Origin of the sequence: Deinococcus marmoris (assembly GCF_001949125.1) — a bacterium.
Lineage (GTDB): Bacteria > Deinococcota > Deinococci > Deinococcales > Deinococcaceae > Deinococcus > Deinococcus marmoris_A.
The window spans coordinates 1-13,847 of record NZ_MSTI01000057.1; the positions used below are offsets into that span (position 1 = coordinate 1).

The 13,847-nt window shown below is 66.0% G+C and carries 14 protein-coding genes; 7 read left to right on the plus strand and 7 right to left on the minus strand.

Translation table 11 applies throughout. From position 1 onward, the window contains the following. Positions 1 to 122: 122 nt before the first annotated feature. From BOO71_RS07920 to BOO71_RS07930, 3 genes are all read right to left on the minus strand, one after another. Positions 123 to 401, minus strand: coding sequence for a Sec-independent protein translocase subunit TatA/TatB (locus BOO71_RS07920; protein ID WP_075831410.1), 279 nt, complete (start codon positions 399 to 401; stop codon positions 123 to 125). A 111-nt stretch (positions 402 to 512) separates the two neighbouring features. Beyond that, a complete protein-coding gene (locus BOO71_RS07925) occupies positions 513 to 1,241 on the minus strand; it encodes a ferritin-like domain-containing protein (protein ID WP_075831411.1) in 729 nt (242 codons plus the stop codon). A gap of 120 nt (positions 1,242 to 1,361) precedes the next feature. Continuing rightward, a complete protein-coding gene (locus tag BOO71_RS07930; protein ID WP_254843082.1) occupies positions 1,362 to 2,132 on the minus strand; it encodes a ferritin-like domain-containing protein in 771 nt (256 codons plus the stop codon). A 224-nt stretch (positions 2,133 to 2,356) separates the two neighbouring features. On the opposite strand from BOO71_RS07930, the gene BOO71_RS07935 reads away from it, so the two are divergent. Then, positions 2,357 to 3,337, plus strand: a complete 981-nt coding sequence (locus BOO71_RS07935; RefSeq protein ID WP_075831412.1) for an RluA family pseudouridine synthase — start codon at positions 2,357 to 2,359, stop codon at positions 3,335 to 3,337. A gap of 208 nt (positions 3,338 to 3,545) precedes the next feature. On the opposite strand, the gene BOO71_RS07940 is transcribed toward BOO71_RS07935, so the two are convergent. Further along, entirely contained in the window at positions 3,546 to 5,270 is a 1,725-nt protein-coding gene (locus BOO71_RS07940; RefSeq protein WP_075831413.1) for a sodium:solute symporter family protein, read from the minus strand. Then, entirely contained in the window at positions 5,270 to 5,581 is a 312-nt protein-coding gene (locus BOO71_RS07945; RefSeq protein ID WP_075831414.1) for a DUF4212 domain-containing protein, read from the minus strand. The genes BOO71_RS07940 and BOO71_RS07945 overlap by 1 nt, the downstream gene beginning before the upstream one ends. 321 nt (positions 5,582 to 5,902) lie before the next feature. On the opposite strand from BOO71_RS07945, the gene BOO71_RS07950 reads away from it, so the two are divergent. From BOO71_RS07950 to BOO71_RS07975, 6 genes are all read left to right on the plus strand, one after another. Continuing rightward, positions 5,903 to 6,400, plus strand: a complete 498-nt coding sequence (locus BOO71_RS07950) for a hypothetical protein (protein WP_075831415.1) — start codon at positions 5,903 to 5,905, stop codon at positions 6,398 to 6,400. A 170-nt stretch (positions 6,401 to 6,570) separates the two neighbouring features. After that, on the plus strand, positions 6,571 to 8,523 hold the full coding sequence (gene acs / locus BOO71_RS07955) for an acetate--CoA ligase (RefSeq protein ID WP_075831416.1): 1,953 nt from the start codon (positions 6,571 to 6,573) through the stop codon (positions 8,521 to 8,523). Positions 8,524 to 8,534: 11 nt separating this feature from the next. Further along, positions 8,535 to 9,068 carry a 2'-5' RNA ligase family protein gene (locus tag BOO71_RS07960; protein ID WP_075831417.1) on the plus strand — a complete coding sequence of 178 codons (534 nt, stop codon included), beginning with the start codon at positions 8,535 to 8,537 and terminating at the stop codon, positions 9,066 to 9,068. 81 nt (positions 9,069 to 9,149) lie between these two features. Further along, positions 9,150 to 9,521: a hypothetical protein gene (locus tag BOO71_RS07965; protein ID WP_075831418.1), complete on the plus strand. Its 372-nt coding sequence runs from the start codon at positions 9,150 to 9,152 to the stop codon at positions 9,519 to 9,521. A 76-nt stretch (positions 9,522 to 9,597) separates the two neighbouring features. Beyond that, positions 9,598 to 10,230, plus strand: a complete 633-nt coding sequence (locus BOO71_RS07970; RefSeq protein WP_075831419.1) for an SDR family NAD(P)-dependent oxidoreductase — start codon at positions 9,598 to 9,600, stop codon at positions 10,228 to 10,230. 50 nt (positions 10,231 to 10,280) lie between these two features. Continuing rightward, a complete protein-coding gene (locus tag BOO71_RS07975) occupies positions 10,281 to 11,318 on the plus strand; it encodes a S66 family peptidase (protein ID WP_075831420.1) in 1,038 nt (345 codons plus the stop codon). 3 nt (positions 11,319 to 11,321) lie between these two features. Here the strand turns inward: BOO71_RS07975 and BOO71_RS07980 are convergent, their stop codons facing one another. Next, positions 11,322 to 13,472: a single-stranded-DNA-specific exonuclease RecJ gene (locus tag BOO71_RS07980; protein ID WP_075831421.1), complete on the minus strand. Its 2,151-nt coding sequence runs from the start codon at positions 13,470 to 13,472 to the stop codon at positions 11,322 to 11,324. After that, positions 13,469 to 13,828 (minus strand): lipopolysaccharide assembly protein LapA domain-containing protein, encoded by a 360-nt coding sequence (locus BOO71_RS07985; RefSeq protein WP_075831422.1) that lies wholly within the window; start codon positions 13,826 to 13,828, stop codon positions 13,469 to 13,471. Before BOO71_RS07985 ends, BOO71_RS07980 begins: the two co-directional genes overlap by 4 nt. Positions 13,829 to 13,847: the final 19 nt, after the last annotated feature.

Here is a 13,847-nt window from a genome sequence, read left to right on the forward strand (position 1 = left end):
GGGGGGGAGGGTGGGTTGATTCATGGAATGAAGATCAGCGTAGCAAATGTGAAGTACTTTTCACTGTCACACACGTTGGGAGAACTTTATTGATCGGGGGCGCTGGGGTGAAAAACCCTGTCTCAGGCTTCCACGCTCCGGGGAGGGGTCACGGCGGCGGCGTTGATCGGGGCGGCAGCCACCTGGGCGGCGGGCTGGGCCACGGTCACGGGCTGCTGAACCACGGGCGTGGCGACGATGTTCGCGCCGTCCAGTTCGTCCTTGAGACCCTGGGTACTCTTGCGGAATTCGCGCAGGCCGTGGCCCAGGCTCTTGCCCAGTTCAGGCAGTTTGCGGGGGCCGAAGACCACCAGGGCAACCAGTAAAATCACGATCAGTTCTGCGGGGCCGATGTTGGGCATGGTGAAAACCTCCATTCAGGTGAGCGGGCGGGGGAACAGAACAGGGGACGGGCCGCCCAAAGGCTGACCTGCGTCCCCTGAGGACGAAGATATTGAAATGGTGGGTTTAGATCACTTGACGATCAGCGGTGCAACGATTTCCAAGACCTCTGCCATGCTCAGCGGTTCCCACAGGGCGGTGGGCATGGGGGAGAAGTCGGGGTCGAAGTCGCCCACGTTGGTGCTGTTGGGCTTGGCATCGCTCTGGGGCGTGCGGGCAAACATCCGGGTAGGCTTCTTGTTGTAACCCAGGAAGACGCGGAGCTGCTGGATGCCGCTCACATGGTTGGCTTCCACGGCCAGGACGCTGGCAGCGGCGGTCAGCACGTCGGCGTTCATGATGCTGGTGGCCTGGCCCAGGTAGGCGCGGGTGCCCACCGGCTCAAAGGTCACGGCCAGTTGCAAGAACACTTCGTCGTTCAACTTGCTGGGATCGGGAATCAGAGGAGCAAAGGTCAGGTTGGGTTTGGCAACCGGAGTGCCGCCCAGGCTCTTGATCGTGGAAATCAGGTAGTCAACGTGGCCCTGTTCCTGCGAAGCCAGTTCCTTGGCGTATTCCTTGACGCGGGCATTGCTGAGCTTGCTGGCGTATGCGCCGCCCACATCAAACGCAGCGTAGAACGCAGCTTCGATGTATTCCAGGGTGAGGGCGTAGTTCAGAATCGCGAGATCCTGGGCAGCGCTCTTGGTGGTGGGGCTGGTGTCGGCGGCGAAGGCGGACAGGTGCAGTCCACCGAGCATCATTGCGCCCGTACCAACTCCGGCGTATTTCAGGAAAGAACGGCGATCAGGGGTAGTCATGTGAAATTCTCCTCTCGTGTCTTGGTTGGATAGCTCTGGGCAAAAGCTCAGCCCAGCTTCAGAAACTCTGTAACGGCACTGTGTTGCTATATCTCAGGAACACTGCGCGCGTTTCAGACCTTACTTGACGATCAGTGGCCCAACGATCGCCAGGGTCTGGGCCATCGTCAATGGCTTCCACAACAAGGTGGGCGTCGGGGAGAAGTTGGGATCGAACGAGGACGCAGCGGTGTTGTTGATATCCGTTTGCGGCGCAATGTCGGTCATGCGGGTGGGCTTGGTGTTCAGACCCATGTCGGTGCGGAGTTCCTGAATGGCCGAAACGTGGTTGGCTTCCACGGCCAGGATGGCGGCAGCGGCGGCCAGCAAGGCAGGGTTGGTCAGTCTGTTCGCCTGGCCCAGGTAGGCGCGGGTGCCGACTGGCTCGAAGGTCACGGCCAACTGCAAGAAGAATGCATCATTCAGCTTGCTGGGATCGGGAATCAACGAGGAGTAGTCGAACTTGGGCAGGGCAACGGGCGTAGCGCCCAGGCTCTTAATGGTGCTGATCAGAGCGTCGACATGTGCCTGCTCCTGCACGGCCAGTTCCTTGGCGAATTCTTTGACTCTGGCGTCGCTGAGCGTGCCCTTGAGGTCACCCGTATCAAAGCGGCGGTAGAAATCGGCTTCCAGATACTCCAGGGTCAGCGCGTAGTTCAGGATGTCGAGATCCTGCGCCGCAGCCTTTTCGGCAGGGGTCAGACCCTTGGGCGGGGCGGGCTGATCCTGGGGGCTGCACGCCACCAGCGCTGCGCCTGCACCAGCAAGACCGATATAGCCCATGAACTTGCGGCGTGACGTTGCCTGGCCTCCACTGATCTCTGCGTTCGTCATTTCCACTTTCTCTGGCATGAAAATCCTCCCTTGAGCGGCGTTGGTCGCCTCTTCGTCCTTCCAGACCTTGGCAATCTGAAAGGGGTCCAGTTCTCGCGGATGACCGCTGGGATCGTCCGCATGAACATTGCTCAATGGGGTATATGCACGCCTGCGGGGATTGGATCACCCCTGCCCGGACCCTAAAGGCCACATGAAGACCCACCCGGCAATCCAGAGCGAAATCCAGGGCAGCGCCTAGAATGCCCGGCGTGAACGCTTTCCCCCCCCCTTCCCCGCTGCATCTGGAGGCCACGCCTGGGCGTCTGGACGCCGTGCTGGCCGCACTCACCGACCACAGCCGCTCGCAGGTGGCGGGCTGGATCGCGGGCGGCCATGTGCAGGTGGACGGCGGCGCGGCCCTCAAATCCAGCCTGAAACTGCGCGGCGGCGAACAACTGACGGTGCAGGTGCCGCCCCCGCCCGAAGCGGCAGTCGAGGCCGAACAGGTGCCGCTGGACGTGCTGTTCGAGGACGACACCCTGATCGCCGTCAACAAGCCCCCCGGTATGATCACCCACCCCGCGCCAGGGGTCCGCAGCGGCACGCTGGTCAACGCCCTGCTGGGCCGCATGGAATTGCCCCGGCAACTGGACTTCGACGGCGAGGGCGGCTACCGCCCCGGCATCGTCCACCGGCTGGACAAGGACACCAGCGGCGTGATCGTGGTGGCCAAGACGGTGGAAGCCCACGCCCGGCTGGCCGCCGCCTTCAAGGACCGCGACACCCGCAAGAGCTATCTGGCGATTGCCGCCGGAAGCTGGAAGGCTGCTGGGCCGATCCAGGTGGACGCGCCCGTGGGCCGCCACCCGGTACAGCGCCAGCGCATGACCGTGGGTGGTGGGGGCGCCCGCGATGCCCAGACCCTGTTCACGCCGCTCTCGGCCCACCCGGACGGGCATGGGCGCACGCTGGCGCTGGTCCGTGCCCAGCCGCGCACAGGGCGCACCCACCAGCTCCGGGTGCATCTGGCGCACCTGGGCAGCCCGATCCTGGGCGATACCGTCTATGGCCGCGCCAGCGAGGTGATCTCCCGGCAGGCCCTGCACGCGCAGTTCCTGGAATTGCCGCACCCGATGACGGGCGAAACGCTGCATCTGCACGCGCCCGCGCCGGACGATCTGCTGAGCGCCTGGATAGCACTGGGCGGAGTCTTGCCGGACAACCTCGAAACGCTGGACTGAACTGGGTTTCGATGATCCTGTCGGCCAGCGGCAGAATTCGGGGCAGCGCCGCTTCCTGCACCCCAAGCCCAGAACCCGTTTTTCTTCCTGGCAGGCTGATCTGCTGTCGGGTCAATGCCCTCTGGGCAGATCCAACTGAACACATCAAAAAGAGAGGGAGAGAGGACATCGCTGCCCGCCTCTCCCCCCCTTTCTACTGGGTCTGCGCTCAGTGACTCTGCGCTTCGGTCAGGGTGCCCGAGGGGTAGCGCACGCTTTCCACCAGATCCTGCACATGCTGGCTGGGGGCGGGGGTCAGGCGGCTGACCGCAAAGGCCACCACGAAGTTGATCACCATGCCCACCGTACCGATGCCGGTGGTGCTGATGCCCAGGAACAGGTCGGCGGGTGCGCCGCGTCCGCCCAGGCTGGGCGTGAAGTTGATGATGTAGATCAGCGTGAAACCCAGGCCCAACAGCAGCCCGGACATCGCGCCCTGCCAGTTCATCCGCTTGTCGAAGATGCCCAGCACCAGCAGCGGGAAGAAGGACGCGGCGGCCAGTCCGAAGGCCAGGGCGACGACCTGCGCCACGAAGCCCGGCGGATTGATGCCGAAATACCCGGCGGCAATGGCGGCCACCCCCACCGTGATTCGCCCGGCCAGCAGCCGCGCGCCCTCGCTGGCGTTGGGATTGATCAGCTTGTAATAGATGTCGTGCGCCACCGCCCCGGAAACTGTGATCAGCAGTCCCGAGGCTGTGGAGAGTGCGGCGGCCAGTCCCCCGGCGGCGACTAGCGCAATCAGGAAGGGGCTGAGATTGGCGACTTCAGGCGTGGCCAGCACCAGAATGTCGTTGTCGATGTACAGCTCGTTGGCGTTGGCCGGGTCCGGCTTGGCAAAGTCGTTGCCGCCCGTCGGGGTCTTGAGGAAGGCGGCCCCCGGCTTGTACTGCATCAGGCCGTCGCCGTTCTTGTCGGTGAAGACCACCAGCTTGGTTTTTTCCCAGTTTTTGAACCATGCCGGGGCGCTGGCGTAGGGCTTGTTTTCCAGGCTGTTGATCAGGTTGGTCTTGGCGAAGATCGCCAGGGCAGGCACGGTGGTGTACAGGATGGCGATGAAAACGATGGCCCAGATGGCGCTGGTGCGCGCGCCCTGCACGGTGGGCGTGGTGTAAAAGCGCGTGATGACGTGCGGCAGCCCCGCCGTGCCGACCATCAGGGCCATGGTGATGGCGAAGATATCGGTGTTGGTCTTGTTCTGCGCCGTGTAGGCCGCGAAGCCCAGATCCCGTTGCAGGCTGTCCAGATCACCCACGATGTTCAGGAAGCCCAGTTGCGGAATCGGGTTGCCGCTGAGTTGCAGGCTGATGGCGGCGGCAGGAATGATGAAGGCCAGGATCAGCACGATGTACTGCGAGACCTGCGTCCAGGTGATGCCCTTCATGCCCGACAGGCTGGCGTACAGGAAGACCAGGAACACGCCGATGATCACCCCGGTGGTGATGTCGGTGTTCAGGAAGCGGCTGAAAACCACGCCCACACCGCGCATCTGCCCGGCCACGTACACGAACGAGATCAGGATGGCGGTCAGTGCGGCCAGCGCCCGCAGCGCCTGCGAGCCGTAGCGGTCCCCCACGAAATCCGGCACCGTGAATTTGCCGAAACGGCGCAGGAAGGGCGCGATCAGCAGGGCCAGCAGCACGTAGCCGCCGGTCCAGCCCATCAGGTACACCGAGCCGTCATAGCCGCTGAAGGCGATGATGCCCGTGATCGACAGGAAACTGGCCGCGCTCATCCAGTCGGCGGCGATGGCCATGCCGTTCCACAGCGGCGGAATGCCCTGCCCGGCGATGTAGAAACTGCGCGTGTCGCGCACCCGCGTGGCCAGCGCGATGCCGATATACAGACTGAAGGTGATGGCCACCAGAATGTAGGTCCAGACCTGAACCGACATCAGCCGTCCACGCCGGTGGCCCGGTCCAGTGCATTCATGCGGAAGGCGTAAATGGCGATCAGGATAATAAAGACGTAGATCGATCCCTGCTGCGCGATCCAGAAGCCCAGCGGAGCCTGCACCAGCTTGACGGCGTTCAGATTGGTGGAAAAGATGATGCCGAACAGGTAAGGAACGACGAACCAGACCGCCAGCAGCGACAGGGTCAGGGTCAGGTTGCTGCGCCAGTACCCCAGGCGCTGCTCAGCCGTGAGGCCGCTGTGGGCGGGGCCGGGTGGGGCGGTAGACGTGGAACCGGGCGGCTGGGTCATGTCTTTCTCCTCTTGGGGCGTTTCGGACCTCAGGGGAACGGACGGCAATAGAAATAGAAAAGTCTTCCGCACGCTGGGTCAGACGCTCGCCGTCTCCTGTGCAAACGGGCCAGAACCCGACCGCCGACGCTTCACCAATCCTTCGTTTTGTCCGTGGCGACACAATACCTGTTTTTTACTAATGGTCAGGGCTGTCACTGGTCAGGGGACGCATTGCCTGGAGTGGGTCTATTTTGATGTGCAAAGTCCCGTGCTGCTCGCCGTAGCGGATGACAGGCCAGCAGGACCGGGCCTGACCCATCTGCTAGACTGGGTCACCACATGACATCCCAGCCCACCCCCCGTTGGCCGTCCCTGCTGCCGCTGTTGCGTTTCTGGCTGGGTCTGAACGTCGTGCTTCTGGCATTCACGTTACTCTCACGCGCTTTCACGCCGGGTGCGGACTCGCTGTCGCCGGGCGGCGTCCTGCTGTGTTTGCTGCTGACCGCGCTGGGCTTCGCGCTGGGCCTGATGTACACCCGCTACTGGCCGCTGCCCGAGGCGTCCTTTCAGCGGCTGGTCCGCATGGCGCTGCTGGCGATTCCGGCGATGGGGCTGGCGATGGCGCTGGGCCTGCTGCTGCGCCCGGACATCTCGGCGCTGGTGCTGGCGCTGGCGGCTTTTCTGGGGGCGCAGTGGCGGTTCGGCACGGCGCAGCCTAGAACAGTACAGCCTGGAACGGTGCAGCCTGCTGCTCCAAAGTCCACGCCCGCACGGGCAACGCCCCGGCCAGCCGTCTCCAGGCAGGTCATCAGGCAGGCGGCCCGCAGCAAGCGCTGACCCCTGCAACTTAAACTCTGCAACTTAAACCGGGTCCAGTCCTGCCCCGGTGACAGTTTCCCGGCCCAGTCGGCATGCGGCGCTACAGTGGACGGCAGCCACAACCCACAGCACTGCCCGCCCTGCCGGGCCACGTTCCCGCATTTTTTTTGCCCCGGAGGTTTTTCCCGATGACGCACCCCACATCCAGCGACCACATCGACAACGTGCTGCACGAAACCCGAGTGATCCAGCCGCCCGCCGATTTCGCGGCCCAGGCGAAGGTCACGCGCGAGGAATATGACCGCCGCTACCGCCAGAGCCTGGATGACCCCGATACGTTCTGGGGCGAGGTGGCCGGGGAACTGACGTGGATGAAGCCCTGGGATCAGGTGCTGGACTGGCAGGAGCCGCACGCCCGCTGGTTCGTGGGCGGCCAGACCAACCTGGCCTACAACGCGCTGGACCGTCAGGTGGAGCGCGGCCTGGGGAACAAGCGCGCCTTTATCTGGGAGGGCGAGGACGGCGAGGTCCGCACCTTCACCTATTGGGAATTGCTCTCGCAGGTTAAGCGGGCTGCCAACGCCCTGCTGGCGCTGGACGTGCAGAGCGGGGACCGCGTGACGCTGTACCTGCCGCTGATCCCGGAGGCCGCGATTGCCATGCTGGCCTGCGCCCGGATCGGGGCCGTGCATAGCGTGGTCTTCGGGGGCTTCAGCGTTTCGGCGCTGGCGGACCGCATCAACGACTGCCAGAGCAAGCTGCTGATCACCGCCGACGCGGGGCTGCGGCGCGGCGGGCTGGTGAATCTCAAGGCCAATGCCGATGACGCTGCCGCAAAGGCTCCCGGACTGGAACACATGCTGGTGGTCAACCGCGCGGGCAGCAATCCGCCCATGAAACAGGGCCGCGACGTGTGGTGGTCTGAAGCGCTGACCGCCGCCAGTGACGAACACGAGGCCGTGGCGCTGGACAGCGAACACCCGCTGTTCGTGCTCTACACCTCCGGCAGCACGGGCAAACCCAAGGGCGTGCTGCACACCACGGGCGGTTACATGGTCAGCACCTACCTGACGATGGAGACGGTCTTCGACCTGAAAGACGACGACGTGTTCTGGTGTACCGCCGACGTGGGCTGGGTCACCGGCCACAGCTACAGCGTGTACGGCCCGCTGCTGAACGGCGCGACGGTGGTGCTGTACGAGGGCGCACCCAACCACCCCGACTGGGGCCGCTTCTGGGACATCGTGCAGAAGCACAAGGTCACGATTCTATACACCGCGCCCACCGCCATCCGCGCGCTGATGCGCCAGGGCGACGAGATTCCCGGCAGGTACGACCTGAGCAGCCTGCGCCTGCTGGGTTCGGTGGGCGAGCCGATCAACCCGGAGGCGTGGATGTGGTACGCCCGCGTGATCGGCGGGGACCGCTGCCCGGTGATCGATACGTGGTGGCAGACCGAGACCGGCTCGATCATGCTGACCACCCTGCCGGGGGCGCACGCCGCCAAACCCGGCAGCGCGGGCCTGCCGATGTACGGCATCGAACCCGCCATCATGACCCGCGACGGCCAGGAACTGGGGCCGGACGACGGCGGCCTGCTGGTCATCAAGCGCCCGTGGCCCAGCATGCTGCGAACGGTCTACGGCGACGACGAGCGCTACCGCAAGAGCTACTGGGGCGAGATTCCGCACGTCTATTTTGCTGGGGACGGCGCACGCCGCGACGCCGACGGCTACATCACCGTGATGGGCCGCGTGGACGACGTGCTGAACGTGTCGGGGCACCGCCTGGGCACGATGGAGATTGAATCCGCGTTGGTGGCCCATCCCAGCGTCTCCGAGGCCGCCGTGGTGGGCCGCCCCGACGACATCAAGGGCGAGTGCGTGGTGGCCTTCGTGCTGCCGCAGGGCGATCAGACCATCGATCCCAAAGAACTGCGCGCCTATGTGACCCGCGAGATCGGCGCGCTGGCCCGCCCGGACGCCATCTACATCGCCGACGCGCTGCCCAAGACCCGCAGCGGCAAGATCATGCGCCGCTTTCTGCGCCAGATCGCGGCAGGCAAGGCCATCGAGGGCGACACCAGCACCCTGGAAGACCCTGGCGTGCTGGAGCGTCTGGCCGAGACGGACGCCGTTTAAGCGGGCTGAAGATGGCCCCCTCCTTTCTGCTGGCCGCGCTGCCGCCCCCCCAACTGGCCGCGCGAATCCAGACCTTTCGCGCTGCCCACCAGCTCAGGGACGCCGCTGCCGTGCCGCACATCACCGTCAAGGCCCGCAGCGGCCTCCTAACGGAACTGGACTGGCAGGAAAAGTTGCGGGAGGTGGTGGCCCGGCACACGCCCCTGCCTATAGCTGTCGGCGGGCCACGCCTGTTCAGCAACGGGACCGCCGTGTATCTGGAGGCAGGCAGTTCGGAGGCCGTACAACTTCATCTGGCCCTGCTGGACGCCCTGAAGCCTGCACGTTTCTTCGGCTACGAGGGGCCGGGGCTTCAGCTTCACCTCTCGCTGGTCCTGCAACGGCGGGGGGTGGAGTTGTCGGAACTGCTGACGGCGGCCCAGACCGAATTCGCCGATCTGAAGCGCAAACCGCTGGCCTTCACAGTACGAAGCATCACCCTGATGCGAAAGCCGGGGCCAGGGGGCATTTACGCACCTCTGGAAGAGTGGCCGCTGCTGGGCTGAGGGCCGCGAACGTGCCCTGAACACTTCATCCCGCCCCGCGCGCACAGAAGTGTCCGACAATGGGGCATGCAAGAGAACGGCATGCCAGAAATCAGAGTGAACGGCCTGAGCATCCGTCCCAGACGGAAAAGGATGGCGCTGCCGGACCTGGGCGGGTTTTTCATGTTCTTTGGGGTTTCCGGCACCGATCATGGCCGTGCGGCCTGGCTGGAACGCCGCTTCGAGCTGGAACACTTCTCGAATGTGGTCACGCTGGACCTCGCCTCGCCGCTGGGGCCAGGGCACTACCAATTGCACGGCCTGCCCCACGAGGCCAACAAGCGCGGCTGGACGGTGGAAGGGGGCGGCTCGGCCACCGGCCACCTGAGTGACGATGGGCTGGAGGAACTGCGGGCCTGGATGGGTCAGGGAAACCGGCGGGTGCAGGCCGAGGCCATCGCTCCGCCATCCTGAGCAGCCCCCGCGTTCTGGGCCGCGCATCCGTACCGCCCCGTACCGACAGGCACGCCCGCCTCGGCTAGTGTGAGGTATGAACACTCTGATTCTGGGAGCCACCGGCGGCATCGGCGCGGCGACGGCGCGGGCACTGGCTGGGGCCGACACCACCCTGACCCTCAGCGGGCGCGACGAGGAAAAACTCTCGGCCCTGGCGGCCGAACTGGGCGCGGCCTCCAAAGTCGCGGACCTGGGGTACGAGAGCCACGTCAAGGCGCTGTTCGACGGTCTGGAGAATCTGGACACGCTGGTCTACGCGGCGGGGGCGGCCATGCCCGAACCCCTCAAGGACGCGGACCCCGGCAAGGTGCGGGCCGTGTGGAACGCTAACTACTTTGGGGCGCTGTGGGTGCTGAAGCACGGGCTGGGGCGCATGAACAAGGGCGGGCGGGTCTACCTGCTGGGCGCACGACCGGAACTGGTCACGGCGCGCGGCTTCTCGCAGTACGCCGCCAGCAAGGCCGCCCTGGCCCGCGCCGCCGAGATCGCCCGCATGGAGGCGCGCGGCGTCACGGTGGCGCTGGTTCTGCCCCCGGCCGTGGACACCGAACTGTGGGCGCAGGTGGGCAAAGCTCCCAAAGGTTCCATCTCGCCGGAAGAGGTGGCCAAGGCCATCGCCGCAGACCGCGCCGGAGCGGGCGAACTGGAAATTCGCGTCTCGGGCTGAGCGTTTTTCTGCGATAGAACGCCGGGCGCAGGCTGCTTTACTCTGAGCGAATGTCCCTCACTTTCCTGCGTCCAGCCCGCCTTCCTCCCGGCTCCCGTATCGCGGCCCTGAGCCTGTCCAGCGGTTTCGTGACCGAGGTGATGGGCCGTTACCACGCTGGAGTGCGTCAGGTGGCCGACGAATTCGGCTGGGAGGTGGTGCCCGCGCCGAATGCGCTGCGTGGCGCGGAGTACCTGTACGCCCACCCGCAGGCCCGCGCCGATGACTTGCACTGGGCGCTGGAAAATCCAGAGATAGATGGCCTGCTGAGCATGATCGGCGGCGACGACAGCGTGCGCCTGCTGCCCTTCCTCGATCTGAACCTGATTCGCGCCCATCCTAAGCCGTTTCTGGGCTTCAGCGACAGCACCGTCACGCTGCTGGCCTTTCTGCGCGCTGGGGTGATGGCCTACCACGGTCCCGCCCTGCTGGCCGATCTGGCTGAAAACGGTGGAATGCATCCCTTCACGGTGCAGGGCATTCGCCGGGCGCTGGTAGACAAGCCGCAGCCCTTTGATCTCTCCCCCGCCCCGGAGTGGAGCGAACATTTCAGCGATTGGGCCGACGAAGGCTTGCAGGAGATTCGCCGTCCCTTTCAACCCGGTGATGGCTGGCAGTGGCTTCAGGGCGACGCGCCCGCGCAGGGCCACCTGATCGGCGGCTGCCTGGAAGTGTTGGACATGCTGAACGGCACCCCTGGCTGGCCTGCCCCGCAGTTGTGGCACGGCGCGGTGCTGGCGCTGGCGCTGGAAACCAGCGAGGATATTCCCGCGCCGAATCAGGTGGGCTACTGGCTCAGAAACTACGCCGCGCAGGGCATGTTGACCCACGCCGCCGGGCTGATGCTGGCCCGTCCCAGGGGCTACACGCCCCAGATGGTGCAGGACCTGTACGGCTGGGTCCGCCGCGTGCTGCACGAGACCGGGCGTGAGGACCTACCCGTGGTGGCGAACGTGGACTTCGGCCACACCAGCCCGCAACTGACATTGCCACTGGGCGCGCAGGTGCGGCTGGACCCGGCGGCAGGGCGGATCACGGTCCTGCCCTGAGATTCAGTCTCCCAGCGCCAGTTCTGCCGTCTGCACATTCAACCCTTCGAGCGGCAGGGCCAGCCCCAGCATCGCGTGGACCGAGGCCGTCCACCCCCCGTTGTCCAGCGTGCGGTAATGGTGCGCCCACTGCCAGCGGCGGTAGGCGTCGGCGGCACGGGCCATGTGGGCCTCGTCTGCGGTGGCGTCGGCCAGCGGGTTGGCGGGGGGGGCACTCAGGTGGTGGCGGGTCAACGCGCCCTCCAGCTCGGAGAGGGTCTTCGGCCCTAGTGCGAAAGCCACTGCTCCGCCTGTCAGCAGCCAGCGGCACAGATCGTCCTCGGTGGGCAGGGCGTAGAGGATCAGTTCTTCCCCAGACCAGAGTTCGCCCGCCTCTACCAGCCGCACGCCCGGCACGTTGTCGCGCAGATAATCGGCTACCGCTGGCGTGGCGTAGGCGCTGGCTCCGGCAGTCAGGCGCTGCATGGCGTCTTTGGGGTTCAGGCGGGGCAGGTCCAGCCCATCAGGCACGGGAAGGTCCAGCGATACCTGGGCGGGCGGGCGCAATGCCTGCGCGTGGTATTCCAGCCGGGTCTGTCCGCGCCACTCGCTGACCACCAACCCCGTGGCCAGATCACGTTCCCCCGGCGTGGCGTCGTGTTCGCCGTATTTGATGCCGCGCAGCGCCCCCACGCGAAATTGCAGACTGTCGCCGCGTTTGCCCACCAGCCGCGTCTCGGTCAGTTCGTCCCGCACATGCCACAGCGGGGGCAGATGGCCCTCACCGAACGGTTCAAAGGTACTGGCCCCGTCCACCAGTTCCAGCGTGGCCCCCAGTGTGGGCAGCGCCGCGTCCAGCCGCACACGCGGCACGGGCGACGGAAACTGCTGCACGTAGGCGTGGATGCGCTCACGGAAGGCCCCGAACTGTGATTCGTCCAGCGAGAACCCCGCCGCCCCGGTGTGACCGCCGTAGCGCTTGAGCAGATCCCTGCTGTAGGTCAGCCCATTCACCGCGCTGATGCCAGGGGTGCTGCGGACCGAACCCTTGCCCTGCGCGACGATAAACACGGGCTTGTGGTAGGTCTCCACCAGCTTGCTGGCCACGATGCCCATCACGCCCGCGTGCCACTCCGGGTGCGTGACCACCAGGGCAGGGTCACTGGGATCGGCGATCTGCAACGCCTGCGCGAACATCTCGTCCTGCAATTTGCGCCGCTCCACGTTGCGGATTTCCAGGTACTCGGCCAGCCTCGTGGCCTCGTGGCGGCTGGGCGTGGTCAGCAGGTCCAGCGCGACATCCGCCTCGCCCAGCCGCCCGGCAGCGTTGATTCTGGGGGCGAGGACAAAGGCCACATCCCGCGCTGTGGGCCGCTGCACCCGCCCGGAATCCAGCAGGGCACGCAGACCGGGCAGTTCCGTCTCCCGCAATGCCTCCAGGCCAGCGCGCACCAGAGCGCGGTTTTCACCGATCAGCGGGGCCACGTCCGCCACGGTGCCCAGCGTCGCCAGGGCGGACAGCGCTCTCGGCTCGTCCAGGCCCAGGTCGGCATGGATGGCCCACAGCAGGTGGTAGGCCACCCCCGCGCCGGTCAGGTTGTGCAGGGCCGGGTCATAGTCGCCCGTGAGGCTGGGGTGAACCACCAGCGCCGCCGGGAAGTTGTCGCCCGGCGTGTGGTGATCGGTGACAATCACCTCGGTTCCCAGACCCAGCAGGGCGGCCACCTCGTCCACATTGCTGACGCCGCAGTCCACCGTGACCAGCAGGTCGCAGCTCTCGGCATGTTCCGTGACCTTGTCGGGATGGACGCCGTAACCCTCGTTCAGGCGGTGGGGAATAAAGCCGTGGACATTCGCGCCCAGCGCCCGCAGCCCCAGCACCAGCACGGCGGTGGCGCTCACGCCGTCCGCATCGTAGTCCCCGTGGATGCGGATGCGCTTCTTGCCGCGCACCGCGCCCACGATGCGACGGGCCGCCTCACGCAAAGCCGGATTGGGCGTCAGGACCAGCGGCGGGTCCAGCAGCGCCGGGGTCAGGCCGCGCCCATGCAGCACCTGTGCCAGCGGCGGCGACACGCGCCACTGCCGCATGGTCGAGAGCAGTTCCTCGCGGCTGGCAGGGGGGGCCAGCAGCCAGCGGGCAGCAGGCACGGCAGTCGGGGAAACGGCCTTCATAGAGGCTGCCTCTCGTCCGAACCGGGCGCAGGAGTGGTGGCCAGAAGTGCCGCTGGCATGGCCCCCAGCCGCGCTTGCAGGGTGGCGGTCAGCCGCTCTTCCACCGCGCGGCGCTCCCGGCGTTCATGGCGGCGGCGCAGCCGCTCCTGCCAGACCGGGGGGACCAGCAACAGAGCCGCGTAGGCCGCCCCGATCAGCGCGAACAGGGCCACCGTCACACCCACCGACAACGACAACTCGCCCCGTCCAAACGGCAGCGGCAGACGCACCAGCGCCGGGTTTTCCAGCGTGAACAGGGTCAGGTAAGCCAGGATTGCCAGCAGCAGCAGCACCTGAAGAAAGGAGACGAGGCGCATGGGAAACAGTCTAGCGCTG

Excerpts from the sequence above, each read along its gene's own strand:
- BOO71_RS07935 (WP_075831412.1), top strand. The coding sequence starts at position 2,357 with ATGCCCGGCGTGAACGCTTTCCCCCCCCCTTCCCCGCTGCATCTGGAG.
- BOO71_RS07950 (WP_075831415.1), top strand. The coding sequence starts at position 5,903 with ATGACATCCCAGCCCACCCCCCGTTGGCCGTCCCTGCTGCCGCTGTTG.
- BOO71_RS07945 (WP_075831414.1), bottom strand. The coding sequence starts at position 5,581 with ATGACCCAGCCGCCCGGTTCCACGTCTACCGCCCCACCCGGCCCCGCC.
- BOO71_RS07975 (WP_075831420.1), top strand. The coding sequence starts at position 10,281 with ATGTCCCTCACTTTCCTGCGTCCAGCCCGCCTTCCTCCCGGCTCCCGT.
- BOO71_RS07960 (WP_075831417.1), top strand. The coding sequence starts at position 8,535 with ATGGCCCCCTCCTTTCTGCTGGCCGCGCTGCCGCCCCCCCAACTGGCC.
- BOO71_RS07920 (WP_075831410.1), bottom strand. The coding sequence starts at position 401 with ATGCCCAACATCGGCCCCGCAGAACTGATCGTGATTTTACTGGTTGCC.
- BOO71_RS07970 (WP_075831419.1), top strand. The coding sequence starts at position 9,598 with ATGAACACTCTGATTCTGGGAGCCACCGGCGGCATCGGCGCGGCGACG.
- BOO71_RS07965 (WP_075831418.1), top strand. The coding sequence starts at position 9,150 with ATGCCAGAAATCAGAGTGAACGGCCTGAGCATCCGTCCCAGACGGAAA.
- BOO71_RS07985 (WP_075831422.1), bottom strand. The coding sequence starts at position 13,828 with ATGCGCCTCGTCTCCTTTCTTCAGGTGCTGCTGCTGCTGGCAATCCTG.
- BOO71_RS07925 (WP_075831411.1), bottom strand. The coding sequence starts at position 1,241 with ATGACTACCCCTGATCGCCGTTCTTTCCTGAAATACGCCGGAGTTGGT.
- BOO71_RS07930 (WP_254843082.1), bottom strand. The coding sequence starts at position 2,132 with ATGCCAGAGAAAGTGGAAATGACGAACGCAGAGATCAGTGGAGGCCAG.
- BOO71_RS07980 (WP_075831421.1), bottom strand. The coding sequence starts at position 13,472 with ATGAAGGCCGTTTCCCCGACTGCCGTGCCTGCTGCCCGCTGGCTGCTG.
- acs (WP_075831416.1), top strand. The coding sequence starts at position 6,571 with ATGACGCACCCCACATCCAGCGACCACATCGACAACGTGCTGCACGAA.
- BOO71_RS07940 (WP_075831413.1), bottom strand. The coding sequence starts at position 5,270 with ATGTCGGTTCAGGTCTGGACCTACATTCTGGTGGCCATCACCTTCAGT.